Source organism: Pantoea sp. SGAir0183, assembly GCF_043545505.1.
The window spans coordinates 40306-66725 of the sequence record NZ_CP028057.1; the positions used below are offsets into that span (position 1 = coordinate 40306).

A 26420-nucleotide genomic window follows, 5' to 3' on the forward strand; every position below is an offset into this window, starting at 1 on the left:
TTCTGAGAAAAAATGAGGGGGTAAGCCCTGCAGATTTCGCGTAGCGATGCCTGTTAATCTGCCCACCTGAGTCTGAGGGGCATGCCCTTCACGACCTCAGTTCAGGACTCAATAATACATCGATCCTCAAAAAGATCCCAGCTTCATATAAGTCCCATTATATGAAGTTATGGCTTTGGACAATTATATTTTCGGTTCAGGCATGGGTACACTGAAGCTACCTTACTTATATAAGGTAGAAACTTAACTGAAGGTGATTAAGTGATGTCTATTTTCCCGTACTGGGTTTCAGGGTTCTTAACAGGTAAAAAACCAGTATTTCTGTCGAGTACGTCCGGTTAAACCGTTTGACAAAGGCATTCGGCGTCGGGTTACCCGGATTGATAAAGCCCATTTAGTCGACCACTACATATGTAATCATAATTATTCGTCAGGAAACTCTTTCTTATGATAACTACGGTTGGAATAGTGCATAGTGGATAAATAACTTACATCACCATCCCGAGGAGGAATATGATTATCCATTTCACGAGCCCATCCGTCATAGGTTCGTACCTCTATAAATGGATTTGATAAGCCTTTTTGAGACCAACGCTCCTTTCTTCTGTTATTATCATTTAGTTCTGATTCTCTTCCGTAAATTAAAACACCTCTTGTGGCAAAAAAAGGCGGCAAAAGAAAATCAGGCCTTAAGGGCGCCAAAATATCCCGAAGAGTATTTTGATTTCTCGAAGTCCAGCCCAGCCAGTCTTCCACTTGTCCGTAGGCATGATTGAAGGCTTGTGTAAATGAATCATCTTGATTAAATATTAATTTAGAAGGTTTTTCTATCTCTATAAGGTACACATACGTAGGACCAGAACGAGGATTTACCCATGCAAAATCTGTCACGAAATCAACGCCTAATGGTAGTTTCGCGATTAATGCATTAGATAGTGCATATTTAGACCCTATGATCGAAGCTGGGTATCTTTCTAAAAAATCTTGCACAATACTTTCTTCAGGGTTAGTTTCGATTAGTTTATTCAAATTGTTCAAGATTAACTCCTTGTTTAATATGTATAAATTTTTTTGATTTTTTGCAGTCTTTCAACAGACATAAGAAGATTAAAGTTAATATCTATAAATCATATTCTGCTATCTGTCATTATTTAAAAAATTTACTCAGCTGAGGCTCTGCCGTCTTGACTTTACCCTTCTATTAGATACAAAGTCCAGTTAGTAAAGTTGGTATGCTACCCTTCAACTGATGCCGAGCCTCGCATCATTTTGTTTGCAATAAATGCTGAAAAATTGAACACCACAATAGCTTATAGAAAGCTGATACAAAACTAATCAAAAGTATTGAAATTAGCATAATTTCTAAATGCTAAATATAATTTTAGGAATGTCATTTACATGGCATACATAAAGTATGCCGTGAAATTATTAAAAGCAATGCTTGATTATTTCGTAAACAGCTTTTGCTGAAATAATGCAAGCAAGACGATGAAAGTCGTCACTTTTAAGTTCACCTCCATCATCGACAACGCATTTTGCAGAAAAGAAATCCACTTCGAACTCAGCAAGTCTTGCCGATTCATATACCGAAAAAGACTCCATTTCAAACGCTGTCATTTTTCTATGCTGTTTTTTTACTATCTCATTCATATTTTCGTCAGCAATGACGGCACTACCACTAGAAGCTGGAGCTAAAAGAGACATAGGAGAAATGCGGTCAATGCTTTCAGGAATCTCCGAGCGAGTTGGGTCTAATCCAGCCATTAATGCTTGTGAAAATGAAGCTGAGCTAATTAATTGCCTGATTTTTGCTCTCGTACTATTCTTAAGCTGAACACTATAGGGTTCAGGTTCAAATCCTTTTATACCCCATTTACCGAAATCGTGCTGATGGCATATTTCTGGAATGACAACATCATAAATATTAATCTTCTTTTCAATCCCGGCACATATGCCAGACATACAGATTAAGCTAGGTTTAAAATGTTCTAAAACTTTTGTTGAAATAATAGAAGCAGTAACCAATCCCATCCTGGGACAAGTGACAATAAGGCCTTTTTTACCATTGATTGTAAGTGTCTGGCAGTCTAAACCATGAATAAGCTCTGGGTTTCCAACGTCATACCCGGCATGTTTGAAGCCATCAGACTCCTTTGTTAAAGCACAAATGATTACAAAATCATAATTAGGAGCTGGAGTGTTTTGGATTATAAGATCAGTCAAAGCTGCTTTCCAGCCGGAAGTTTCAGTATAGGATAGTACAATGATCTTTTTAGAGTTTAAATTTTCAAATATGTCAATATTACTATACTGTGTTAGGGCGATGACAGTTGTATAAAGATTCGGGCTTTTAGGATCCATTGAGTCATCGACAAGCATCCTAGTTATATCAATTGTATCTTTTTCTCCCTTAGCCCGTGGAACAACTAAATCAGATATGATAAGATCAAACTTTCTAGAGTTAACAACCCTAAGATAGCTCTCCCAATCAATAACCTCAACAATTTGAGCATCCTTAAGTGTGCTTTCGATGCATGTTTTAATTTCTTTTAATTTTGATGGGATGTCTTCAAGAATTAATATGTTCATTTCATTTTAGCGCCATTTGTAGTTCTTTCTGCCAATTTTGAGACCCTTCATTATATTCTATGCAAGCTAAAACTTTACACCCTAATTGAATATCAATTTGTTCAACAGCCTCTTCTAGAGAGAAAAATTGACCACATAGTTCAAGATCTGGATATTGAGTGATTATTATGCAAGAATCTTTCCGGTTCATAAATTTTAATTCAAGTATAATGTCAAGTCCGCCAGTTAATAAAGATAAAGGCGAGCCACCTCCCGGTTCGATAGGGTGACTAGGAATAGCCATATCAACAAGTACATAGTTATACATAGAGTGGTTAACATAATCTATTCCTTCAGAAAGGCTTTCGCAAACATCTAATTCAGCAAAGGGATACAAGTCGATAAGGAATTTAACAATACTTTCAGATTTAAATCCATCATCTTCAATTAAAAGAATTTTCATATCAATGCTCCAATGAATACGAAACTGATATAGTAACTTGTCTATTTTCGCTTATTATCTTCTCTATTCTAAATTTAGAATCATTTCTTTGAAGATGGTATAGTTTCCTTATTCCACTTCTTTCCTCCGAAGATTGGGCATTATCAATATCAGACTCTGAAGTTATTTTTAGTCTCTCATTAACATTAATAACACTATCTTCTTCTTTCAAATCAGATGAAATGGTTACAACAACTTTAGATAACTTCTCATCGATTTCAAATTTCCTTGCTAAGTCTGATGATGGTTTTCCATGCTTAGCGGCATTATAAATCACAACATAAAATGCATCATAAAGTACGTGATAGGGACCACCAACTAACTCAATGTCATTTTCCTCATCAAATTTTGTATCTGCGTCGAATTGTGGGAATGTTTCTTTAACCTCAGCTACTACAGCTTTATAAAGCAAAGAAAGTGAGGCCTTTGGCGAAACACTTAGTGGACGTTTAAACCATCCATACATTGATGTTAATTTTTCATTAATTGTTGCTTGAACTTCACGAGCAAAATCCCGCGATATATTTTGCAATTGTGGCGTACAATACTTCATGTCTTCAAGCAAAACTGCATTTATTAGTTCACTTCTTTTTGATTTAAGGAATCTATTAACATTTTTTAAATCTACTTCTGCTAAACGCCAGCAAAATTCAAGTATTATTAGTATGGTATTATTAGTGTCCCTACTTTCCATAAAATCTTTAGCAATATAATTAGCACATGCGTAAACAATATCGTGCTTATTTAAATTTTTGAGATTTGGTTTTAATAAACCATCCCTCTTATTAACTGATTCAACGTGTAAGTTATCCTTTATGATTTTATCAATGCAGGATTCGTAACTTACTTTCCATTGATTCCATTTGGATTGTATCAACTGATCTCTCATTAAAGCTGGATATTCTTTCTCAATATTAACAACATTGTTAAATAAATGTCCACGAAAGGTCCCATGCCTTATCCTTCTTCCTAAATAAGAAGAAATACCAAAAATATTGTTATTGCAAAATGCAAAATAGCACTTCTCAATTATCATTATTAATTGTGGATCCTCTGCAACATCAGAAATTTCTACGTGCGTTATATTTGTCAACACAATATTTAGATTTTGAGCCTGTTCGTCTTTAACCCACTCTATAAATCTTGCACTATCAACATAAATTCTGTTGTCGTCTATTTCATTTCGAACACGATTAATTTGATGGTCTATTAAAAGCGTTCTTGCTCTATCTAGAAACGCTTTTCTACCAGTTTTTTCACCCATCCATTGATGTAATGCAGCACGTGTCTCTGTAATTTGAGGTGTTCGTTTAATTACATGCGATAGGCGAGCCAAGAAATCTTCAGAAAAGACTTCATAAGTGTATTCTGCTACTTCTTTAGATTTAGTATAAATTTGCTCAATAAAATTAACTATATTTGATGAAAACTTTTCAACGATAATTTTTTGAACAATTCTGCGCAAGTAAAAACCATCACCTTCATTTTTGCTTTTTTTAGCTATCAATAAATAATATATAATTTTTGATTCGTCACTATCGGTAAATTGCGCTGTTCTTATTAAATTTTGAATGTGAATTGTTTTGTCTAAATCTTTAGTTTGTCCCATCAGGAGATAAAGATTTTCTTCACTAAGATAGCAAAAACCTTCTTTACAGTGTACGAGGAAATTGAAAGCAGCTGTCCTAGTGACCATTCCCAAGATTTCAAGTTTCTTTAGATAGCTGTATTTATGTAACGTAAGGTTATCAGTTAGTAATTCATTGACTTCTTTGACGCTTATCCATTTCTTACATTTCTCAATATTTTTAGCATTATGCAAACACAATTTAGATTCGGGATCTTCATAAAAAAGATCTAAGAAAAATCGATATTCATTGAATGTATCTCCTTCCAGCCATGCACTTGAGTGTTTGTAGAATAAATATTCAAGATCCATTTCGGAAGAGTTATATTCTGTATAAAACTTTGCTACCATATTTATATCAATTGCATGAGTTTCAATTTCTTCGAATAATAATGTTAGAAAAGGATATTTTTTTTCTTTGACGTAATTCTTATTTATTTTTAAGAAAACAATAGCGTCTATTAGAGAAGACTGTAAACAACTTTGAAGCATGGAATTGAAATCGTAAGAATCAATTGAATGCGGGTGAAAAATAAACCTCGTTATATCCCTTGTGTATCTGTTATATTTTCCTTTATCAGTAATGTTCAGTACTGATTTTTTAAGTGCTAAATAATCCTGTTTTTCTTGATAACACTGAACTATTGAGTTAACAATTACATTGTTCGTTGTAATTCCTTTACCTCTCAAGAGGGAAGAAGAAGCTTCAAGCATTTCATTAGCAATATCTAAAGACTGAAGTAAAGCGCACTTTCTAATTAATAAATGACTACATCCAAATTCTTTTTTTATTTCAGATATGCACTCATCAGCCTTAATGTAATCTCGCTTTAAAATTCTAACATTTAATTCTTCAATTTTTTTCACCAAGCACACAAGCTTACGGTGGTTATTTCTAATGTTAATTTCTATAAGTTCAAGGCTTTTATTTATATCTATACTTTTCAGCCTAAAATATTCTTCTTTTACTTGCGGCAATGTTGGAAATAATCCTGGTATAATGCATTCATTACTAAAAGAAATTGCTCTTAAGGCATTTTCTATTCTTATTATTTCATTAGCCGAAGTGTGTTCTCTTATCTTCTCAAGAGATTGAATACTTTCTTTAGCCTCCATGCTAACTATTGATCTTACTTTATTTCTCATTTCAATTTTTAAGAACTTTAATTCTTTACTAATTGGATTTTTATTGTTATTCACATTAAGAGTGAAGTAGTTAGATAAATTATAAGCCACTGAATAACTCCCCATTAGAATTTGTAATTTTTATTAAACTTTGGATAGAAGTGTACTTAAAAGCGCTCAGTATTTTTAAATTGGACGTCTCTGTCGCTGCCATAACTCCTGACGACCCTGTCAGTAAACATAGTCATTCTTCTCTCTTTGCCGATGATTAGTGGCCTGCTTATAGTAGCGTAAATTTTTCTCATTTCGTAGTAGATTGTTAAGATTTATTTGAGTGAACGCATAAAAATTATTTCTCAGATTCAACTTTTCCGCTTTCTGCTATCATCAAAACCCGCGTCAAGGTACTGTTTAGGCCCGGACCACAAGTATGATATTCGATCACTATCTGCAGTCGCTTATACAAATAACAAAGCTCCTTTCAGGATCCACCCTCCTCGTCACCCAGTTGCTGATTTGTTCCGTTTTATGCAATTTCTCCTGAAATCAGAAAATTAAGTACCACCTCTTAGCGGATTTTACGGTAGCTTTCACCTTCTAGATTTTCGTCGAATACCAGCAAATTCTTTTCTCTGATTGAAATCATCACTTTATCAAGATATACAGCCCAGAGTGCTTGGACGCTCCACCCTGCCCACATTTTCAGTTTCTACATTCAAGACAGTGTGTTAGCGTCGCTGACTGCGGGCAAAACTGCGCCGGAGGCCTGCTGCCAACCAGGATATTCAGCATATACAGTAGAAAAGTCGTAAAATCTGCCTACTCTGAATCTACCACGGATCGATTTATTCTCGTCGAAAACACTTTACAAATGCGCGAAATACATTCCACTTATGCAGATAACGGAGATTAAAAATTTGGGCACTTTACCCCGCTAAATGACGCAGATTTCATACAGGGACGCCAGTGACCATAATATGAACAATCAGGTGCTTTACGCTATTTTGACTGCGAAAATGCTGTCGCGTTGCGAATTTGGCAGCCGCCTACGACCCTAACATGCCACGCTACCTCCTCGCTCCCAAGTTGCCGTGCTGCTGTTAAAGGGGACCGCTCTCCGCAAACTCCTGTTCATCGATACGCTATGAAACAAGTTGGCTCGCTCAATGAAATACTTCGCTGAGCAGGGGGATTTTGTGCTGGACGATCCGCTAAGCGCGACTCTGCCCGTCTCGCCGTTTGTGGTGCTCTGCACGCTTAAGCAGCGCAGGCTGGAGAATCTCCGGCAGGCGGAAGCGGAGATACGCGATAACACGCCGCGCCACTCACCGACCCGGTCTTCGTCCAACGACTCAGGGAATGGTTAGCGACCGCGCAGCCCGACACTGGTGCACGGATCTGGGATATCCTTAGCGAAGACACAGCCTGCAGTTGGATAAGTCAGGCAGTTGATGCAGCAATGCGTGACGGCGTCACGTTATCCATTCTACTGGTCACGCCCAATACATTTTGGGATTCGTTTGTGATACACCTTATTCAGCACCAGGTATCGCAGAAGGTAATTCAATCCCTTATGGCATAAGGATGCGATGTCGATCGAATTGTATACGCGGGTATTTGCGCTGTATGTGACGCCCCAGCGCAGCGTGCGATACACTATGAATGCCGATGAAGCTGGCCGGCTTTTAATGCGGTTATGATCAGTTGCGGGCGATTCCTACTGCCTGAATGACCTGAGAAGCTTTTCCGGCACAAACCAGACATTGCCGTAGTCGCGCGAGCAGGCGACATACAGCTTTTTTCTTATTGACGGCGGCAGGTCACTCAGACGGCTGCGGTTGATAAACGTCCAGTGCGTGCTGCCCAGCACAATGTAAACATCATTAAAGTTGTCGAGGCCTTTACTAGCCCCCAGTCCATTGAAAAACAGCCGTAGTAGCTGATGATGTTTACGTGTGATGTGGCGTTCGTAGTCCCGTCCCGCCTGAAATCGAATGTATGCTGAAACTAATCACCGACTCACAATAAGAAAATACCGGCGCTCCATATTTCAATTAAAAAATTGAAATTTTGACCTGCTAAGTCCTGTACTTCATCGATCAACAACACTTCAAAGAACCGTTCTAGCCGTGCGAGAATATCTGCCATCATTTTCCTTTACATTAGTAGTAGAGACAGACGCAGCGATAGACTCGCCCCGCCGCATCCTAAAAAAAGTAGTCGGTGCGAACGCGGTACCATGAGTATAGAAGCTGCAAAGCTGAGACCTCGAATCTGCATCTGCTGCAACAGGGGTGGCAGTAGAAACCATGAAGAAACTCGGACCATGTCATCACACGTATCCCGTCCGTGATGAAACCAAACGTTGAACGCCCCTATCATGCGTAATTCTTTATTTCGTGTGTGTGTCAGGAGCAAAGCCCGGCTGTATTCACGCAAACTGTCTGTGAGAAGAGTGGTTTTACCCGAACCCGCAACCGCAAAGACTACGCGTTTATCCTAGCAATCGCCTCTGATATATATGCAGGTGCAGCCATTCGAGTTTCCTCCTCCAGCAGCCGAAAAGCGGCCTCGGCTTTATTGGCAAGTATATATTCCTGGAAACTCAGACCACGCCGGGTACCGGCGAAAATCCGTTTAAACAGGTCAGTATTATCGAATTAAACACGAATCTCAAAGGTGGATCGTGAAGCATCTTCATCCCTTTGTACCCACCTATCCGGACTAGTCATGTCAGCAAAGCGCTCAACACAGTTCAGTTGACAGTCGCCATCATTGCCCCTCAGCGCAGCAACGCGATTGCCCAAAAGACGCGCCAGCTAAAGGTAACGGCGGAAACTTGTACCACAGATAGAGATGATGTGCACTCCAGCGTCTTCTGTCGTTCTGCCTGTAAGATCTCGGTAAAACGCGTCGGTTAGAATGAATTCGGTATCACTTTCAACCAGCATGATCCGCGGTGCCAGCTCGAATTCCAGCACATTATCATCCGGGGACTTCATGAAAAAACGTGCCGTATCTTCGAAGAGGTCCCGCAGGGCCATTGGCCGACTCTCTCCCAGCAAAATGGCTCTTCGAAGATCGAGACGCGATGAAATATGGCTGCTGTGCGTGGTCACAAAAAGCTGCATCTGCAGCTCGGGGGCCAACGTGTTCACGAGCTTTCTCATGTTCGTATGACTGAGGTGATTCTCAGATTCCTCTAACAAAAGGGCTTCAAGCTCTCTTTACTGTTCGCGCCAGCGCAGGGCAAACCCCCTTTTAATGAAGCACTGCCTGCCTTTGCCACGATTGTGAAAAGAAATACCGTGTTCCGTAATATCCAAATTGGCTTGGAGACACGAATGCGGGCCCGAACGGATAGCGTACTGGCAGGTTTCGAGACCCTCAATAATGGATAGTTGCTCTTCACGAAAAAGCTTTTCTGCTGATGCTGGGTATTCTTCAGCCTCTATCTTTCAGCCACCGGAACGTTAACGCTGAAGAGCGTGCGGGTATACCCCTGAGCGTAATGCATGCTTTCGATTCGGGCGCTGTCAAGCATCATATGATAAACGTACCGGCTGAAGCTGGCATAGGAGCGACCTGATAATGTTATGCATTTCAAAGAATAACATTCAAACGGGAAATTTGTAGAATCCTGTTTTAGAATGTACATTATGTCCTCACCATACTCATCCAGAATTGACGCAATATGCTTTCTCAGCCCGTCTTCCTTTCTCTGCATAAGATTAAGCCGTTCGTCAGATCAGGATTATTTGTATCGCTGAGGAAAACGTCTGCGATGAGTTCGGGCAGTAAATCGGTGCAACGTACATCGGCCTGAAACGCCAGTACAGCCTGACGGTAAATCAGTGATTCCACGCTTAGTGATTCGGCCCAGTGTCGGCTTCCACTCAGGGCAAGCCCCAGCGCAAGCAGAACAGAGCTTTTAACCGACTCATTGTCATCAATCAGCAGGTTTTTGCCATGCTGGAAACTTAGCTGGAGAAAGTGAAATTTCCTGAATTTCCTTTATAAAGTATGGGTAAACACGGGTACCCTTTCTAATGCAGATCAGTCAGAACGTTATTGTCAGGAACCAATTTCAATAGTGTGATGGTCAGCCAGATTTGATATCAACAGAAAGGGCGGAAGGAAATAAAGGAATAAATGAGACGCGCGCTTATATTCTGTTGTGAGGGAGATACATCCTGAACCGTATGATCCAGCCTGTATGCCTTAATTCAGCGAGAATACAAGCTTCTACAGCAACTCGGACGAGCTGGAATAGTATCCACATTCTAATGAACTTTTGCCTGATGATATTCCCGGTTCTGAACACTGACAGAAAGCCAACTAAATGTCGGCGTTAGTACACGAAAGACAAGAGGGAATTTCAAGCTGAAATAAAAAAAATTTAACCTTAAAATTCAGTTATTTAAAATAAAAAAACCCTGGGAACACTCAGTTCTTTTTATTACTGTTACTCACTTACAGGCGTATCTCCGTTAGGGACGTTTCACTAGTCGTTCACGGGTTTAGTAACCATGCGATCAATGACGCTCCGGACGGCGGCATCAAGCTCAGCCTGACAGGCAGCAGATAGACGGGAGAACTCGTATGTGACAAGACGTTTTTCAGCGTCCGTTTTTTTTCGGGCAAACTGCTTTTTATCAGTAAACTCCGCCAGCTTCTCCGTCACGATTTTTTTGGTGCCCGTTGTTTTACGAGGACCTTCACTTTCAGTACGAAAATAGCTGATTATCCGGTTTTTATAAGCGGGATCGGCAATATCATGAGAAACTTCCTCTTCCATCCGGCTGCGGACGCAACTAACTAAGGTGTCAGTTGTGATATGTCTTGCCCGTGCTTTATCCCTCACTTCCAGCAGTGCCCGGTAGTCACTGATGGAAAGCTCGCTGACAGAGGGAAAAACCGCAATAATTTCATCAGGCACAGCGGCAGCCTGAAAAGCCCGGGTCACCTTGGCGGCAGACAGTCCTTCTGCAGCGGCTATCTCTGACTGATTCATGTCTTCCGGATACATGAGTCTGAGACGTTTTCCGAGTTCACGCAGCGTATGCTCTTTTGCTGTCTGAATGTCCACGGCCAGTTGTCTGGCATCTGAGAGAGACAAGGCATCACGCGTCACCAGCACTTCAAATGCGGTGCCGTTGTAAATGCAGGCAGCACGACGTCGTGAACCATCCAGTATCTCTGTTCGACCATTGACCTCACGTCCGATGGCAGGAAAGAACTGCTGGAGCCGGATGGTCCGGGAAATATCACTGACCGATTCGCGCGTCAGAAATGCCTGGTCACGGCCGTTTACCGTGGCATCAACGAACGTCTGTGTTTCGATTTCGTCATGCAGTATCTTGGTCAGGACAAACCGGGCCTGAGCACCGGACTTGAGGGTAAACACACGCTCGCTGTCTGACTCGTTCATCATTTTTGAAAAACTGGAATTACCCAGTTGCCGGCCCAGCTTGACCATTTCCTTTTTCATTTCACACCTCTGATAAATTCAATCCTTTTAAATACGGCCTGAGTGAAACGCTCCGCCTCACGCTTCGCTTTTTTGAGCGCCTCGGCACTTCCCGGATAAGAACTGGGATCAGCACTCACAATGGTGTCGAAGCTTTCGCCGCAGCGTTCAAACCCGTCAAGCCTGGGCAATGTCGCGTCAAGAATGTAAGAGGTAAAAACATCACGGGCAAGGCCGTGTGTCATTTCATGATCCCGCTTCGAAGTCATTTTCGACATAAAGCCAATATTTCCCTTTATCCGCGGCGTGATGCCCTCTTCCTCAAGCTGCTCAATCATTTCAGGCAGCCGCGTGAGGTACTTAAGGGTAGAGTGAAAATCGACCTGTGCGGGCGGTGTGGGCGTCAGCAGCAGGTCACTCGCGGCGAGTGCATTCAGCATGAAGGCATCGAGGTGAGGACCCGTATCAATAAAGATGAAATCGTAATCAGCACCGACACGATCAATAATCGTCCGGCGCAACACTTCAGAGGGAAGCCTGTCAGGCAAATGTTCTCTGACGAGATCATTCCACTGACTTGCAATAAAACCATCGTCAATAGAAGCAGGAATGACATCAACACCGGGGATAATGGTGGGTTTAATGATGTCCTCTCTGAGCTGGCCCGCATCCAGAGCGTTAAGCATTGCCTGTGCAGCTGTTTCCATTATGGAACCAATGCTGTTTTCCTGGCTGAGAAACATGGTACTCGAGGCCTGAGGATCGAGATCCACAACCAGAATACGAAGATCGTGCTGAAGAAGATCCTGATGAACCCGCAGGCCATGCGCCAGAGTCACCGTACTGACGGTTTTTGATACCCCGCCTTTCAGGTTCACAACAAAAATAACAAAAGGCCCATCTCCCGCGCCGGCGTCTGCCTGTTCGTTATAGCGAGTCTGGGCCGCTGGCAATGGCGAACCGCCGCCGGGGTTATATGTATAATTAGCAGGCCCTAATAACCAATTATTAGGATTCGCTTCAACACCACTCAGAACCGTACCATCGGCTAAATGTATATTGCAACTTTGAGACCCGCCAGGAACCGGATCAACAATAGGATTACCATCCATATTCAATATGAAATGTGCCTCTACGACTGGATAACCTACACCGTGTTCATCGAAGCCTGAAACCGTAAAATTTGATGTAATACCTAATTTTTCCATATCCATATCCATATCCATATCCATATCCATATCCATATCCATATCCATATCCATATCCATATTCTTAAATTTTAATTTTTATTTTATGCCGCAGTAAGAGACAGGATAATAATTAAAGTCCCTATCAAATAAATCATATTCCACAGCGTAAAAAGAATGACCAATGCTAGATGTTTTCATGAGTATTGAAGGCATGCTAATTTCTCTAGCAATACCATAGAGCATGCTGTCATTCTTTTTTCTAGCAATCGAATACCAAGCTGTATACCATGAGCAAGAACGACTATTTTCTGTTAACATCGCCTCCCCACCTGAATCATAAAAAATATCATAATTACCCCCTTCGATTTCAGGATATGTTCTAAAACAATAGGCGAGTATTTGCTCCTGGTTTTTACCATAATGTTGTGCAGTACAATGTGATAGATTTTTATAAAATTTACCTCTAAGGGTATGGAATCCTTTATCGATGATTAAATTATCCCAACCTGAATATTGGTAAATCACGAGAATAGTAAATGAAAGGAAAATAAAAAATAAATAATTCCATCTTCTTTTTATTAAGATAAGAAATGAAATGAGTATATATACAGCAACACAAATAATTTTTAGGGGTGAGCTTAAATGGCCAAGAGCGCTGTATTTTGTAAAATCAGAATATATAAAAAGCACAGGAAGCATAGCGCATAAAAAAAATGAAAAAAAGGCTGACCGTGCTTTCAATCTTAATCCAAAATTACTGCTATCTTTTTCTTTAAAGATTACCATTTTAATCCTAAATGTTTACTTTATGATAGATTCTGACACTGGCATACTTGATGGAATGTTAGCGTCATTTGCGGTGCGCCAACAGACCAGAGAGACCTTTTTTATTTGCGGCCGGCAAGGTTATTCTATGTATACGGGAGAAAAGCCGGAAAACCGACCTAAAGCGAACTCGGATCGATTGATTCTCACCGAATACCTATACATATGCGCGGAAATACGTTCAACCACCGCGGGGACAGAGATTAAAAATTTGGGTACTTCCCCCCTCCTGTGACATCCCCCATCCCCAGCCAAAACATTTCCGCTTACTACCGGAAAAACACTCTCTGTATCCCATCAGAGCTTGCTGATAATTTATCCAGACTCTGGCTTTACATTCCCAATACAAACGCTTAACGGACACCTTCAGAAAACCGCAGCCAGGCATGCGTGCCACGCAGAGGCGCTTCTGACAGGCCGAAAAGCGACACGACAAAGTGGATGGATATTCTCCGCCACACTTTTCTGGCAATCGTTTCGACGTGAAGGCAAAGCGCGCATCACTGAAACGCTGCGTTCTGCCCTTTTACTCACGGCGCAGTCACTGCATTGACGAACGGGCAACCGTTATATTCGCTTAATGACACTGGTAAATAGGGAAAAATTATGAATAAAACGATTCTGACAGCAGCCGCCGTTGCAAGCGTTACGGCCTTTGTGCCGTTTATGGCTCAGGCATCTTACGCGTATGTGGGAACCTATAATCCTGATGGCGAAGGGGTTTATCGATTCACGATCAATGCGCAGGGTGAACTGTCGGGAAAAACGTTGGTGAGTCAACTGCCCAATCAGGCGCAGATGGTCGCGTCAGCCGATGGTAAACATCTCTATGTGGCCAGTGAGACCGAAAAAGGCAGCGTTACCGCTTATCAGATTGACCCGGACGGCTCGCTCACGGCATTAAATCAGGTTGACACCCAAGGTAAGGGGCCGGTTTATCTGTCTCTGACACCCGATCAGCGTTACCTGATGGTCGCCAATTATGTCAGCGGCAGTATCACAGTGTTTGCGGTGACGTCAGAGGGCAAGCTGAGTGAGGCTGTCGATCATCATCAGGACAGTGGCCCGGCAGGCGCAGGAAAACCCGCGGCGGCGCCCGAGGGCAGCTTTGCTATTAGCGATCACAACGGTCCGCATGCACATATGGTTGCCAGCGATCCTACGGGCCAGTTTGTGTACTCGACAGATCTGGGACTGGATCGCATTTACCAGTATCACCTGAATAAAGACGGTACGCTCACGCCCGGTAAACCCGCATGGATAAACGCCTCGTCAGCAGGAGCAGGCCCGCGCCATTTCGTCTTTAGCGCCGACGGTCGTGCGCTCTGGTTAGTCAATGAAGAAGCCTCGACGCTCACGCATTACCTTATTAATCCGCATACCGGTGCCTTGCAGGAAAAGGCCACGGTTTCTACGCTGCCTGCCGGTTATAAAGGCACCAGTTTTGCAGCCGGGTTAGTTATTGATAAGGCTGGGAAAAATCTTTACGTGGCCAACCGTCTGCATGACAGCATTGCGCACTTTGCGGTCAATGCTAACGGCACACTGACGCATAAGGATGATGTGTGGACGCGCGGTGATTACCCACGAACGCTGACGTTATCCCCCGATGGCAGCATGATTTACGTGATGAATCAGCGTAGCGATAACATCACCAGCTTCAGAGTGGACAAAGCGAGCGGTGCCATCACCTTTACCGGAAACTACGTTGCCGTAGGCGCGCCCTCTCAAATGGTTATTGTACCCTGATGCATTATTCGGGTGCGGTTCATCAAAGCGACCTCACCTGCTGAAACGCGCCTACCCCACGATGATCTCTGGCGTCCCGCGCGGGCGGGATGCCAAACAGACGACTATATTCACGGGTAAACTGCGTCAAACTGTCATAACCCACCGTCGACGCAACGGCAGCGACGTTACCGGGCTGACGAAAGAGCAGATTACGCGCCGCATAAAGCCGCAGATGCTTTTGATACTGCAACGGAGAAAATCCGGTGCTGGCTTTAAAACGACGATGAAATACCGAGATACTCATGTTGGTCATATGCGCAAGTTGTTCAATGCGCAAGTTGTTCAATGCGCACCGGCGAAGCATAGTGCGTTTTCAACCAGCTCACCGCACTGCGGATGGATGAAAAATAACCGCTTGTGTCAGCAGCCTGACGCAACAGCGCCCCCTGGGGGCCACGCAACAGGCGGTAAACAATTTCACGCTCCGTTAAGGGTGCCATCACAGCAATATCTTCGGGATGATGAATCAGACGCACCAGCCGCAACCAGGCATCCAGTAATGTTGCATCTGCATCCTCAACAGCAAACCCCGGTCCGTCCGGTGGTTCACTCACTGCGGGTGACACATGCAGTAATGCTCTTATCACGGCAAGATCGAATGTCAGGCGCACTGCCAGATAAGGCGCTGCGTCGCTGGCACCCACAATCTTACCGCTTGCTGGCAAATCGACAGACGAGATAAAGGCCTGCCCGGCAGTATAGCGAAAGAGACGCGATCCAATCTGCAGCTGCTTCTCACCCTGCAGGATCAGGCTAATAAAGGGCGGATAAATCTCAGGCGGAAGAGTAAAAGGTTGCGTGACCCGGTAGATGTCCAGTCGTGGGATGGCCGAACGCGCGTTTGCATCCACAGGCCAGTCCTGCACACTCTCGCGCAGGGCGTCTAATGCCGTTGTCATAAGCTCAGCCTTACGCAGAATTAAGCAGAAACAGGCAAATAATAAGCAGAATTCAGGCCGCGCGGCAATGATGTGCGCACTAAAATCAGTGCGGAGAGTGCCGCAACCGGAGCGAGAAAAGCGATGAATATTAAAGGGGCAGTAATCATGATAACCGGCGCATCGTCGGGCATTGGTGCAGCAACCGCCCGGGCGGCTGCACAATCTGGCGCGCAGGTGGTACTTATCGCGCGGCGTAAAGAACGCATTAGCGCGCTGGCGCAAACGTTGGGAAACGCCATAGCGATAGCCTGTGATGTGACGCGTCATGATGAGATTGCCAACGCCGTTCAGACCACGCTTAGCCATTTTGGGCGCGTTGACGCGTTAATCAACAATGCGGGGCAAGGGCTGCATGGTGCCATTGACACGATCGGCAGTGAGGACTTCATGGCACTGCTGGACGTAAATCTGGTTGCGCCACTCAGGATGATGCAGGCGGTCCTACCCGCGATGCGTCAGCAAGGACGCGGCAGCATTATTAATGTCAGCTCAGGTGCAACGCTGGCAACCTATCCAGGCTCTGCGGCCTATACCAGCGCGAAAGCCGGACTGAACATGCTTTCACGTGTTGCCCGTCTGGAGCTGGCTTCTGAGGGGATCACGGTATCGACTTTCTATCCCTTTGTGACCGCGACAGAATTTTACCAGTCCGTTAAATCAGGCCGTGAGCAGGCCAGCGCGCAGGAAAAAGAGATTGCCGCCTTCGCGCATTCACCTGAAAAAGTCGCTGAAAGTCTGTTAATGCTGCTTGAGAGCGGGGATGCCGAACAGGATCTGGTGCCGGAAGCTTATGGTGGCAGCGTCCGCGACGCGTAAAAGGCCGGGAATACGCATCACCTTTACAGCCGCTTTTGTTTAGCAAACAGCGCGCCGATAACATGCCAGAGCGCATGGCTTTCGGCGCGCAGGTGCACGAGCCATACCTGCTTCGCGCCTCTGCCAGACGGAGATCACCAACGAGCGTGATCAGCCCCGGCGGTAATCGCTATCCGGGGCCCGAAACCGCTCCCGCTTCAGACGTTCTCTTCCCTTATCACCGCAACCCGCTGTCCCGCGCGCACAGCACTGCCTGGCTGCACGTTTATCTGCTGAATGATGCCGTCGCACGGCGCCAGCAGCGGAATCTCCATTTTCATGGATTCCAGCACGACCAGCACATCCCCCGCACGCACGCGACTTCCCGCCGTGGTTTGCACCTGCCAGAGATTGCCGGAAACCGGGCTTTCGACGCCCTGTTCGCCCTGCTGTAATGACCTATCGCCGCCCTCTTCCACCACGCTTTCCTGGCTGTCGAAATGAGCCTGACCGCTGGCGATCCAGCGATCGCGTTCCGCATTAAACGCCTTTTGCTGATGGTCACGAAACGCCGCGATGCTCTGCGCCTCCTGAGCAAGAAACTGCTGATAATCGCTTAACCGCAGCGTGCTGTGCTCAATGCGCAGCGGATAGCGTCCCAGTGGAAAATCGCGGCGGATTTGCATCAGTTCCCCGGCGGATACGGGGTAAAAACGCAGTTGATCGAAGAAGCGCAGTAGCCAGGGTTTTCCGGCAAAATCGGTGACGTCGCGATAGCGGTTCCACATCTGGAGCGTGCGGCCCACAAACTGATAGCCACCGGGCCCTTCCATACCGTAAACGCACAGGTAAGCCCCACCGATACCGACCGAATTTTCTGCCGTCCAGGTGCGCGCCGGATTATATTTTGTGGTGACAAGACGATGGCGCGGATCCAGCGGTGTCGCTACCGGCGCGCCAAGATAGACATCACCCAGCCCCATAACCAGGTAGCTTGCTTCAAATACCGTTTTCCAGACCGCCTGCTCATCAGGCAGATCGTTAATCCGACGAATAAACTCCAGGTTGCTGGGGCACCACGGCGCATCAGGACGTACCGTGGTCATGTATTTTTCAATCGCCTGACGACAGGCGGGATCGTCCCAGGAAAGCGGCAGATGCACCACGCGGGTCGGCACCTGCAGATCATCATGCATACAAACTGTGAGCCACTCGCTGCGCACCCATGCCAGCAGCGCGTCATGGGTGAGAATTTCAGGCTGAAAATGGATTTGCAGCGAACGGATCCCCGGCGTGATATCAATCACCCCGTCTTTTGCATGCGCTTCCAGCGCCTGCATCAGGGCATGAATGCGAAAACGCAGAACCAGATCCAGTTCCGGCTCCCCGGCTTCGAGGAGCAGACGCGTATCGCCCGAAAGCCGCGCAACCAGGCGCTTATCGGCCTCGCCGCAGGTCATAACAATCGGCGAGGTCAGCGGCGCAGGTTGCCAGGCCGTCTCCTGCGCGCAGAGCGTTGCCAGCGCCTGGCGTTGCTCCCGGGCCAGCTGACGCGCGGTGGGCAAATCCACTGCGGTAAAGCGCACGTTATCACCGGCTTTCAGTTGCCCCAGTTGCCAGAGGTCGGCTTCTATAACCGTGACCGGACAAACGAAGCCTCCCAGACTGGGTCCATCCGGGCCCAGAATTACCGGCATATCGCCGGTAAAATCAACCGCGCCAATAGCGTAGGGGTTATCGTGAATATTCGACGGGTGCAGTCCGGCTTCGCCGCCGCTGTCACGGCTCCAGTCAGGCTTGGGTCCAATCAGACGAACGCCCGTGCGACTGGAGTTGAAATGTACTTCCCAGTCCGTGGCAAAAAAGGTGGCGATATAGTCCGGCGTAAAAAACTCCGGCGCGCCATGGGGGCCATAAATCACCCGCAAGGTGCGGACCTGCGGAAGATTCGTACGCAACGCCAGAGGAAGTTTCGTGCCCGCCTGCGCCGTCTGCGGTGCCAGGTGCAGGATATCACCGCTGCGCAGGGCGCGTCCGGCATGACCACCAAACTGGCCGAGCGTAAAGGTGCTTTTGCTGCCTAAATATGTTGGCACCTGAATACCGCCGCTCAGGCAGAGATAGCTTCGCACGCCCGCACCGTTTACGGCACCCAGCTTTAGCGTTGCTCCGGCGGATATCGTAAACACACATTCCATCGGCACGGGCTGGCCATCCAGGGTAGCGCTCAGCGATGCACCGCAAATCACCGCCTCAATGGCGGTGTTAAATTTCAGGGTGGGTCCGGTGAGGGTGATTTCCAGCGCGGCTTCGCCCTCCTCATTCCCCAGCAGCCGGTTGCCTGAACGCAGGGCGCGATCATCCATCGGCCCGGATGGCGGTACGCCGACTGCCCAGTACCCCAGACGGCCCGGGTAATCCTGAACGCTGGTTTGCGTACCGGCACTCAGCACCTCAACTGTCGCCGCCTGATAACACAGTTGCTCCAGACAACGGGTCCAGGGTTCTCCGTGGACAAAGGGCGCAAACGCCAGGATTTGCTGCAGATAGAGGCGATTGGTTTCAACACCGTACAAACGCGTCTCCCCCAGCGCCTGCGAAAGCGTGGCAATGGCCTCATCGCGGCTGGGCCGCCAGGCGAGCATTTTTGCCAGTAGCGGATCAAAAAACGGCGGCACTTCACAACCGGCTTCAACCCAGTGATCAATGCGCAGGCTGGCATTCTCGGTTTCGGGAAAGGCCACCTCCGTGAGCAGTCCGGGGGAGGGCTGAAACTGCCGTCCCGGATCTTCCGCATAAATCCGTGCCTGAACAGCATGGCCCTGTGGCTGAAGCCCCGCGGCCAGCTCGCGCAGCGGCGGCAAGGTGCCCGCCGCCAGTTCAATCATCCATTTCACCAGGTCAACGCCCCAGACCTGTTCCGTTACGCCATGCTCTACCTGAAGGCGGGTATTGACCTCCAGGAAGTAAAACTGGCGGGCGACGCTGTCATAAACAAACTCCACCGTGCCCGCACTGCGATAGTTTACCGCTTTACCCAGCGCAACCGCCGCCTCGCACAGCGCCTGCGCCATTCCTTCGGGCAGATTGGGCGCGGGGGTTTCTTCGATGACCTTTTGATTACGCCGCTGCACCGAGCAGTCACGCACGCCCAGCGCGATAACCTCACCCTGCCCGTCGCCGAAAATCTGCACCTCAAGGTGGCGCGCCCGTTCGATATAGTTTTCGAGAAACACGCCGGCGTCGCTGAAGTTGTTTTGCCCCAGCCGCTGTACCGTATCGAACGCGTCGGCCAGCTCGTGCGCATCGCGGCAAACGCGCATGCCAATTCCGCCGCCGCCCGCGGTGCTTTTCAGCATCACCGGATAACCGACTGTCCCGGCGACACGGCAGGCTTCGGCGGCATCGGCCAGTAATTCGCTGCCTTCCAGTAAGGGCACACCTTCGGCTTTCGCCAGGGCCCGGGCCGTGTGCTTCAGGCCAAAGGTTCGCAACTGCTGCGGCGTTGGGCCGACAAAAATCAGTCCTGCGGCCTCACAGGCTTCCGCGAACGCGGCATTTTCAGAGAGAAAACCGTAGCCCGGATGAATGGCCTGTGCGCCACTTTGCTGCGCTGCGGCGATAATTTTTTCGGCGACCAGATAGGTTTGCGCCGCCGGGCCGTCGCCAAGGCTTAACGCTTCATCCGCGTCGCGGATATGCAGGCTACCGAGATCGGCTTCGGCGTACACAGCCACGCCCTTCACCTGCATGGCACGCAGGGTGCGCAAAATGCGGCAGGCAATCGCGCCACGGTTGGCAATCAGTAAGGTATCAAACATAAGCGGAACTCTCAGGGAAGCGGGCCGTCCCGCACAAAGTCGATATGTCCCCTGGGGCCGTCCCCGGGGCTGATGTTGTTCAGGCGCGCGTAACGCTCAGCCGCGCCGGACTCAGTTCCACACCAGTACCTCGGCGGGTGTAGGGTTCCAGCCGTTGCAGGGGTTGTTTAACTGCGGACAGTTAGAGATCAAAACCACCGCATTACACTCAGCACGCAGTTCAACGTATTTACCGGCCGCAGAAATGCCGTCCTCAAAGGTCAGTCCCCCTTGCGGGGTAACAGGGACATTCATAAAAAAGTTGATGTTGGCACCGATATCGCGTTTATGCAGACGGCCATCGTGCAGACAGGCACAGAGAAAATTATCCCGGCAGCTGTGCATATAGCGCTTGTCATGGGCATAGCGCACAGTATTACTTTCCTGCGCACAAGCCCCACCCAACGTATCGTGACGGCCGCAGGTATCGGCGACAATAGTCAGCAACGGATTGCCCAGATTGGAATAGAGTACGCTGCCGGTGGTCAGGTAAGCCTTACCCTGACGGCGTAGTGTACGTTGAGGATCGTAACGTTCACGCGGGTTATCCGCGTTGTAAAACAGCGTATCGATCGCCTGATTCCCTTCCAAATCGAGCAGACGCAGTGTTTGCCCTTTTTTAACCTCAAACAGCCAGGGCTCTCCCGCCGGGATCACGTGACGGTACACGGCATCTTCAGGGCGGCGGTCGCTGGAAATCATGGTCATCACTGCCTCCTTACAGGGCAAAAAGTTGGGTATTGCGAATCGCGCGCTGGTTTTCATCGCGGATAAACAACGCTTCGGTAGCGGCCTCTTCGTCATCCGCCTGATACCAGCTCAGCTGAATGGGGCGCGGGGCATAGTCCGGGGCAGGATCCATCGGATGTGGCAGCGCGGTCAAAACGATCAGAACGTCCATAGGGGCAAACAACTCAACAAAATCCCCTGCGCGACTGTTCGCTGTGATGAAGTGGAAGTAGCCATCTTCATCTACAGTGACTTTGCTGAAGAAGTTAACGACCATGAGCAGATCTTCCAGACCCAAATCCCATTTGCCCATTTCGACCAACAGATTATCGACGCCGTTACGATGGAAGCCATTCCGCAGCTCCTGATAGCGCCCCGTGCCATATTTTTCGTGCGTTTCTGCCGCGTTCAGTACGCCACCAAACGGGTCGTGCCAGCCACAGCTGTCCGCCACGATTCCGGCGAGTACGCGGCCCATATCGGAGTAGAAACAGTGCCCGATGGTGAGCCGGGCAGTATGCTGACCCTTTAGCGTATCCGGCAGATTCAGGCGTTCACTTTTTTCGTAGGGATTGAGCATCATCATGCTGACGTTAGCGCCGCCGTCGAGATCGGTCAGGCGCAGGATCTGTCCTTTACGCAGAATGAGTGAGGTATGCGCCCCGCCGGGAAGCCGCTCTTCGCGCAGGCTGGGAGCCGAGTGAAAACGTGCGGTCATTGCTGTCTCCTTAATGCATAAACGTTGTCTTTACTGTCTGCCATTATCTGTGCCATTCGCGCCTCATTAAGCGGAATATCGTAAGTAATACTTGCGCCCCAGGCATCAGGGGCCTGGGGATCGTGACGGACTTTGTCGAATACCAGTAGCCGGGTACCCAGGTTGAAGCCTTCGGCAAGATCGTGGGTGACCATAAACACCGTCATACGGGTTTCACTCCATAGTTGAAGCAACAGCGCATGCATATCTTTGCGAATGCCGGGATCCAGTGCGCCAAAAGGTTCATCAAGCAACAGCACGCGCGGTTGCATAATGAATGCCTGGGCAATCGCCAGCCTTTGCTGCATGCCGCCGGAGAGCTGCGCCGGATATTTATCCAGCGCATTTCCCAGCCCCACCTTCTCCAGCATCGCGCGCGCCTGCTGGCGGGCCTCGCGTTTCCGGGCACCAAACAGGCGGCCAAACAGCGGGGAAGCAGGTAACTCAAGTCCCGTCGCGACGTTATCCAGGACGTTGAGATGGGGAAACACGGAGTAGCGCTGAAACACGACGCCGCGGCTACGGTCTGGTTCTGTTGCCAGAGCCTGGCCATCCAGCGTGATCTCTCCCCGGGTAGGTTTCTCCTGACCCAGCAGCAAGCGTAAAAATGTCGACTTTCCGCAGCCCGATGCACCGACCAGGGAGCAGAATTCACCCTCTTTAACCTGCAAACTGATACGCTCCAGCACTACATGATCGCCGTACTCCTGCCAGATATTCCTGATGCTGATAAAACTCATTTCCGGCCTCCTTCCGCCCAGGGGAAACAGGCGTTGTGCAACCTGCGCAGGCCCAGATCCATCAGCCATGCCAGCAGCGTGATCCAGATGACATAAGGAATAATCACATCCATCGCCATGTAACGCCGTACGAGGAAAATGCGATAGCCGAGCCCGGCGGTCGCCGAAATCGCTTCAGAAGAGATTAAAAACAGCCAGGCCGATCCCAGCAGCAGACGTAGCGAGGTAATAAGCCGCGGTAACAGCTGCGGCAGGACAACCCGCAGCACAACCGTCCAGCTATTCGCCCCCAGGGTTTGCGCTTTGATAAAGAGTTCTGCCGGGATTTCCCGCGCCCGGTGTTCAAGATCGCGCGCGAGCATCGGCGTAATGCCAATGACGATAAGCATCACTTTTGACAACTCATCCAGACCGAAAACAATAAACAGCACGGGCAGAATCGCCAGCGGCGGAATCATCGAGACAACCGTCAGCAGGGGTGACAGGGCGGCGCGGGACAGCGGGAACACCCCTGCGGCGATACCCAGACACAGGCCGATCAACGAGGAGAGCGCCAGCCCCAGCAGCAGGCGGCTCAGGCTGGTAAACGTATCGGTCCACAGCAGGTATTCACCACTGCGCTTATCCGGCGTGAAAGCCATCCGGTCAATGGCATCAATCATTTGCGACAGGCCGGGCAGCAGTTTGTCCTGCGGATTGGCTTCGAGCCGCACCGCCGACCCGATAAACCAGGCGGCGATAATCAGCACGAAGGGCAACAGCATTAGCGTCAGGCGCATGCCCTGGCGGGGATAGCGGTTGATGAGGCGCATGGCACGAACTCCCGTGGTCAGTGGTTACAACTTGCCCGCGGCGGCCAGCTTCAGATAGCTGTCGTCGAATCGCAGCTTGCTGTTAGCCCTGTCGCCAATGGTGACGTTGCCCGGAAACGTCATGCCGATAAAGTCAGCGCTCTGTGCGCCCTGGCCCAGCAGCCCTTTATCAAAGGAGAATGTCGCCACGCGCTGCATGGTTTTTGGCAATTCCGGGGAAGAAATAAAGGCCAGCGTTTCGGCAGGTGTCCAGAACAGGTGGGTCGTTTTCAGCTGGGCCTGATAGCCCGCAAGGTCGGTACCGGAATCAGCAGCCATCTCACTCAGCACTTTCGTATCGCCTGCGTGCATTTTTGCCATCATTTCAAACCAGGCTCCGGTCAGCGCTTTGCCGAGAGCCGGGTTATCTTTCAGCGTCTGGGTGTTCACCACCATCATGTCGATAAGTTCACCGGGGACCTGGGAGGAGCTAAACACTTCAGTGGTTTGTGGCGTCTTTTTAATGACGGACAGTTGCGGGTTCCAGGCGACCACCGCCCGCACGTTGCTGGTGCCAAAGGCCGAGACGATATCCGCATCCGAGGTATTGACGACCTTCACGTCTTTTTCCTGCAGTCCGGCTTTTTCCAGTCCGCGAACCAGAAGATAGTGCGATACCGACAGCTCAGGTAAATAGACCGACATGCCCTTCAGGTCGCTGAGTTTTTTATTCACCCCTTTCAGGACTATACCGTCGTTGCCATCGGAATAGCTGCCGGTGATCAGCGCAGTCGAATCCACGCCGCCTGCCGCCGGGATAGTCAGCGCATCCATATTAGTCATGGTGCAGCCGTCAAACTGCCCCGCTGTATACTGGTTAATGGATTCGATGTAGTCGTTGAGTTGAACGATATTGATTTTGATGCCGTATTTGCTGGCCCATTTATCAATAATTTTTTCATTACTGATGGTGCCCCAGGGCATCCAGCCCGCATAGATCGTCCAGCAGATGTTGAATTCTTTTTTGACCGCGGCGAAGGAAGGAAAGCTGATCAGCAAGACCAGTGACAGCAAAAGCGTGCGGATGAACGACGTTGTTTTCATGGTTAACCTCTGGTTGGCACAAAAAAGGAGCAGCGCGACACCTCACGGTGCTGCTGTCTCCCGGGCTTTTGTCCCGCCGTGTAACCTCGCAGAGGTCGCCAGCTCTCGGACCAGACATTCACCTGCGTGAACCGGAACCCTAGCCAGCTATTGCTATCAGATTATGTGTTGCGCTGCGTACTGTTCACAGTTTTGCAATTGACGTGCCAGAAATTATGTTGCCAGAAATCAGGCAATTACCCGATTTTCAGGCCGTTAAGCACCAGAATGATGAGTAATGAATGTGCGTTGCACACTCTCGGTGCCGGTACAGAACAGAAAGACGAAATGGGGTGACATCGCACGTAACCGCATCTGTTTGCCTGACTTAAGGTGTGGTGGCTGGGGCATTTGACTCAGAGCTGAATGTCATCATCATCCCATTCACAACGCAGGGTAAATCTCGTGTTTTTTTTACGGCAGGATAATCCGGAATACACTAGAGTTAACTGATTCAATTACCAGTAAAAACCCATGACCATGCACTCTTCCTTTGGCTCAAATCTTTTCGCCCGGTTGCGCCTGCTCATCTCTGTCGTTGCGGGTATCGTCTGCTATTTTTTACTGCCCGAACAGTTGGGGCAAATGCAGCGACTCTTGATAAGCTGGAACGTGCTGGCGTGGCTCTATCTTTGGTTTATCTGGTTTCGTATGTTACGCACTGCGCCTGATCAGATTAAACGAATCGCCCAGATGCAGGATCAAAGTGCCGCACTGGTACTGGGGCTGGTGATTGTAGCCTGTACGATCAGTATGGTGGCCATTATGAGTGAGCTTCCCACGCTGAAAAGCCTGACGGGCACACCGCGGGCCCTGCATTTGCTTCTGACCGCCATAACGCTCATCGCCTCCTGGGCATTACTGCCCAGCGCGTTTGCCATGCATTATGCACACCAGCACTATTTGCATCGTAGCAGCAGCGTTACCCCGATGATCTTTCCAGAAAAACCGGCGCACCCGGCTTACTGGGATTTTCTCTATTTCTCTTTTACCATCGCGGTGGCTTCTCAGACCGCCGATGTGGCAACGGGCACAACAGAAATGCGAAAACTCGCCCTGCTGCAGTCGGTCATCTCTTTTATCTTTAATCTGACGATTCTGGGGCTATCTGTAAACGTGGCCGCCAGCCTGCTGAGCTAACGTGCGTCACGAAAGGGAGAGAAGAGATTACCTGCGGTGAAAAGCCTGATCTGCCCTACACCTGTCCGCTGACGGACGGTGTAGGGAGGCGAGATTTACTGCTGCCCTTGCTGCTTAGCATCCGCCTCTTTTTGTTTTTTCTTCGCCATATGATGCCCAACCGCACAGCCAGCCGCCGCACCCGCTGCACCGTGGTTTTTCATATGCCCGGCAACACCACCGACGGCTGCACCTTTCAGGCACCCTTTCGCTTCGACCTGAGTACTCATTGCCATGAGCAGACCTGCGGTAATAACAACCATCGAAAGTTTATGCATCAATTTGACTCCGTAACGATTATGAAAATGATTTACCTATATTGAGCGTAGCGATGTTGTACGTTTTTGCCGTTCAGGTTCTGTTACGTTTATGAGACGTTTAACTTTC

Annotated in this window: 21 protein-coding genes and 1 riboswitch; of the genes, 4 read left to right on the top strand and 17 right to left on the bottom strand. The window is 48.2% G+C overall.

All coding sequences use genetic code 11. The annotated features are described in order from the left end of the window. Positions 1-423: 423 nt before the first annotated feature. The 4 genes from C1N59_RS20785 to C1N59_RS20800 all read right to left on the bottom strand — a co-directional run bounded on the left by C1N59_RS20785 (position 424) and on the right by C1N59_RS20800 (position 5933). Entirely contained in the window at positions 424-1038 is a 615-nt protein-coding gene (locus tag C1N59_RS20785; RefSeq protein ID WP_394551197.1) for a Shedu anti-phage system protein SduA domain-containing protein, read from the bottom strand. Between the two features lie 390 nt (positions 1039-1428). Continuing rightward, positions 1429-2589 carry a phosphorylase family protein gene (locus C1N59_RS20790; RefSeq protein WP_394551199.1) on the bottom strand — a complete coding sequence of 387 codons (1161 nt, stop codon included), beginning with the start codon at positions 2587-2589 and terminating at the stop codon, positions 1429-1431. Between the two features lies 1 nt (position 2590). Beyond that, positions 2591-3031, bottom strand: coding sequence for a response regulator (locus C1N59_RS20795; RefSeq protein ID WP_394551201.1), 441 nt, complete (start codon positions 3029-3031; stop codon positions 2591-2593). 1 nt (position 3032) lies between these two features. Beyond that, entirely contained in the window at positions 3033-5933 is a 2901-nt protein-coding gene (locus C1N59_RS20800) for a hypothetical protein (protein ID WP_394551203.1), read from the bottom strand. A 1055-nt stretch (positions 5934-6988) separates the two neighbouring features. Here C1N59_RS20800 and C1N59_RS20805 point away from each other — a divergent pair. After that, the gene (locus tag C1N59_RS20805) at positions 6989-7189 is read left to right on the top strand and encodes a hypothetical protein (RefSeq protein ID WP_394551205.1); all 201 of its coding nucleotides are present in this window, start codon (positions 6989-6991) and stop codon (positions 7187-7189) included. Positions 7190-8641: 1452 nt separating this feature from the next. Here the strand turns inward: C1N59_RS20805 and C1N59_RS20810 are convergent. The 4 genes from C1N59_RS20810 to C1N59_RS20825 form a co-directional block, all read right to left on the bottom strand. Further along, on the bottom strand, positions 8642-8980 hold the full coding sequence (locus tag C1N59_RS20810; RefSeq protein WP_394551207.1) for a TOPRIM nucleotidyl transferase/hydrolase domain-containing protein: 339 nt from the start codon (positions 8978-8980) through the stop codon (positions 8642-8644). 1346 nt (positions 8981-10326) lie between these two features. Continuing rightward, entirely contained in the window at positions 10327-11313 is a 987-nt protein-coding gene (locus tag C1N59_RS20815; RefSeq protein WP_394551209.1) for a ParB/RepB/Spo0J family partition protein, read from the bottom strand. After that, positions 11310-12554: a ParA family protein gene (locus C1N59_RS20820; RefSeq protein WP_394551211.1), complete on the bottom strand. Its 1245-nt coding sequence runs from the start codon at positions 12552-12554 to the stop codon at positions 11310-11312. The genes C1N59_RS20815 and C1N59_RS20820 overlap by 4 nt, the downstream gene beginning before the upstream one ends. A 24-nt stretch (positions 12555-12578) precedes the next feature. Continuing rightward, positions 12579-13268, bottom strand: a complete 690-nt coding sequence (locus C1N59_RS20825; RefSeq protein WP_394551213.1) for a hypothetical protein — start codon at positions 13266-13268, stop codon at positions 12579-12581. 645 nt (positions 13269-13913) lie between these two features. Between C1N59_RS20825 and C1N59_RS20830 the strand changes: the two genes are divergently transcribed. Beyond that, complete coding sequence (locus C1N59_RS20830) at positions 13914-15056, top strand: lactonase family protein (protein ID WP_394551215.1); 1143 nt, start codon at positions 13914-13916, stop codon at positions 15054-15056. Positions 15057-15078: 22 nt separating this feature from the next. On the opposite strand, the gene C1N59_RS20835 is transcribed toward C1N59_RS20830, so the two are convergent. Continuing rightward, complete coding sequence (locus C1N59_RS20835) at positions 15079-15342, bottom strand: helix-turn-helix transcriptional regulator (RefSeq protein ID WP_253274980.1); 264 nt, start codon at positions 15340-15342, stop codon at positions 15079-15081. Between the two features lie 22 nt (positions 15343-15364). Then, complete coding sequence (locus C1N59_RS20840) at positions 15365-15997, bottom strand: AraC family transcriptional regulator (RefSeq protein WP_394551218.1); 633 nt, start codon at positions 15995-15997, stop codon at positions 15365-15367. Between the two features lie 147 nt (positions 15998-16144). On the opposite strand from C1N59_RS20840, the gene C1N59_RS20845 reads away from it, so the two are divergent. Next, a complete protein-coding gene (locus C1N59_RS20845) occupies positions 16145-16855 on the top strand; it encodes an SDR family oxidoreductase (RefSeq protein ID WP_253274979.1) in 711 nt (236 codons plus the stop codon). Positions 16856-17052: 197 nt separating this feature from the next. Here C1N59_RS20845 and uca read toward each other — a convergent pair whose 3' ends face one another. The 6 genes from uca to C1N59_RS20875 all read right to left on the bottom strand — a co-directional run bounded on the left by uca (position 17053) and on the right by C1N59_RS20875 (position 24815). After that, positions 17053-20655, bottom strand: a complete 3603-nt coding sequence (gene uca, locus C1N59_RS20850; protein ID WP_394551220.1) for an urea carboxylase — start codon at positions 20653-20655, stop codon at positions 17053-17055. A 111-nt stretch (positions 20656-20766) separates the two neighbouring features. Then, the gene (locus C1N59_RS20855; RefSeq protein ID WP_039339340.1) at positions 20767-21402 is read right to left on the bottom strand and encodes an urea amidolyase associated protein UAAP2; all 636 of its coding nucleotides are present in this window, start codon (positions 21400-21402) and stop codon (positions 20767-20769) included. A gap of 10 nt (positions 21403-21412) precedes the next feature. Continuing rightward, entirely contained in the window at positions 21413-22141 is a 729-nt protein-coding gene (locus C1N59_RS20860; RefSeq protein ID WP_054634100.1) for an urea amidolyase associated protein UAAP1, read from the bottom strand. Next, the gene (locus C1N59_RS20865) at positions 22138-22920 is read right to left on the bottom strand and encodes an ABC transporter ATP-binding protein (protein ID WP_054634099.1); all 783 of its coding nucleotides are present in this window, start codon (positions 22918-22920) and stop codon (positions 22138-22140) included. The genes C1N59_RS20860 and C1N59_RS20865 overlap by 4 nt, the downstream gene beginning before the upstream one ends. After that, a complete protein-coding gene (locus tag C1N59_RS20870) occupies positions 22917-23732 on the bottom strand; it encodes an ABC transporter permease (RefSeq protein ID WP_394551223.1) in 816 nt (271 codons plus the stop codon). The genes C1N59_RS20865 and C1N59_RS20870 overlap by 4 nt, the downstream gene beginning before the upstream one ends. Before the next feature lie 24 nt (positions 23733-23756). Continuing rightward, entirely contained in the window at positions 23757-24815 is a 1059-nt protein-coding gene (locus C1N59_RS20875; protein ID WP_033742261.1) for a putative urea ABC transporter substrate-binding protein, read from the bottom strand. A 55-nt stretch (positions 24816-24870) separates the two neighbouring features. Then, positions 24871-24969: riboswitch (guanidine-I (ykkC/yxkD leader) on the bottom strand. A 365-nt stretch (positions 24970-25334) separates the two neighbouring features. On the opposite strand from C1N59_RS20875, the gene C1N59_RS20880 reads away from it, so the two are divergent. Next, positions 25335-25994, top strand: coding sequence for a DUF1345 domain-containing protein (locus C1N59_RS20880; protein ID WP_039339618.1), 660 nt, complete (start codon positions 25335-25337; stop codon positions 25992-25994). 95 nt (positions 25995-26089) lie between these two features. On the opposite strand, the gene C1N59_RS20885 is transcribed toward C1N59_RS20880, so the two are convergent. Continuing rightward, positions 26090-26311, bottom strand: coding sequence for a hypothetical protein (locus tag C1N59_RS20885; protein WP_039339335.1), 222 nt, complete (start codon positions 26309-26311; stop codon positions 26090-26092). Positions 26312-26420 lie beyond the last annotated feature (109 nt).

Coding starts and splice junctions, on each gene's coding strand:
- C1N59_RS20885 (WP_039339335.1), bottom strand. CDS start 26,311: ATGCATAAACTTTCGATGGTTGTTATTACCGCAGGTCTGCTCATGGCA.
- C1N59_RS20845 (WP_253274979.1), top strand. CDS start 16,145: ATGATAACCGGCGCATCGTCGGGCATTGGTGCAGCAACCGCCCGGGCG.
- C1N59_RS20865 (WP_054634099.1), bottom strand. CDS start 22,920: ATGAGTTTTATCAGCATCAGGAATATCTGGCAGGAGTACGGCGATCAT.
- C1N59_RS20840 (WP_394551218.1), bottom strand. CDS start 15,997: ATGACAACGGCATTAGACGCCCTGCGCGAGAGTGTGCAGGACTGGCCT.
- C1N59_RS20795 (WP_394551201.1), bottom strand. CDS start 3,031: ATGAAAATTCTTTTAATTGAAGATGATGGATTTAAATCTGAAAGTATT.
- uca (WP_394551220.1), bottom strand. CDS start 20,655: ATGTTTGATACCTTACTGATTGCCAACCGTGGCGCGATTGCCTGCCGC.
- C1N59_RS20855 (WP_039339340.1), bottom strand. CDS start 21,402: ATGACCATGATTTCCAGCGACCGCCGCCCTGAAGATGCCGTGTACCGT.
- C1N59_RS20870 (WP_394551223.1), bottom strand. CDS start 23,732: ATGCGCCTCATCAACCGCTATCCCCGCCAGGGCATGCGCCTGACGCTA.
- C1N59_RS20860 (WP_054634100.1), bottom strand. CDS start 22,141: ATGACCGCACGTTTTCACTCGGCTCCCAGCCTGCGCGAAGAGCGGCTT.
- C1N59_RS20830 (WP_394551215.1), top strand. CDS start 13,914: ATGAATAAAACGATTCTGACAGCAGCCGCCGTTGCAAGCGTTACGGCC.
- C1N59_RS20790 (WP_394551199.1), bottom strand. CDS start 2,589: ATGAACATATTAATTCTTGAAGACATCCCATCAAAATTAAAAGAAATT.
- C1N59_RS20815 (WP_394551209.1), bottom strand. CDS start 11,313: ATGAAAAAGGAAATGGTCAAGCTGGGCCGGCAACTGGGTAATTCCAGT.
- C1N59_RS20805 (WP_394551205.1), top strand. CDS start 6,989: ATGAAATACTTCGCTGAGCAGGGGGATTTTGTGCTGGACGATCCGCTA.
- C1N59_RS20820 (WP_394551211.1), bottom strand. CDS start 12,554: ATGGATATGGATATGGATATGGATATGGATATGGATATGGATATGGAT.
- C1N59_RS20825 (WP_394551213.1), bottom strand. CDS start 13,268: ATGGTAATCTTTAAAGAAAAAGATAGCAGTAATTTTGGATTAAGATTG.
- C1N59_RS20835 (WP_253274980.1), bottom strand. CDS start 15,342: ATGAGTATCTCGGTATTTCATCGTCGTTTTAAAGCCAGCACCGGATTT.
- C1N59_RS20875 (WP_033742261.1), bottom strand. CDS start 24,815: ATGAAAACAACGTCGTTCATCCGCACGCTTTTGCTGTCACTGGTCTTG.
- C1N59_RS20880 (WP_039339618.1), top strand. CDS start 25,335: ATGCACTCTTCCTTTGGCTCAAATCTTTTCGCCCGGTTGCGCCTGCTC.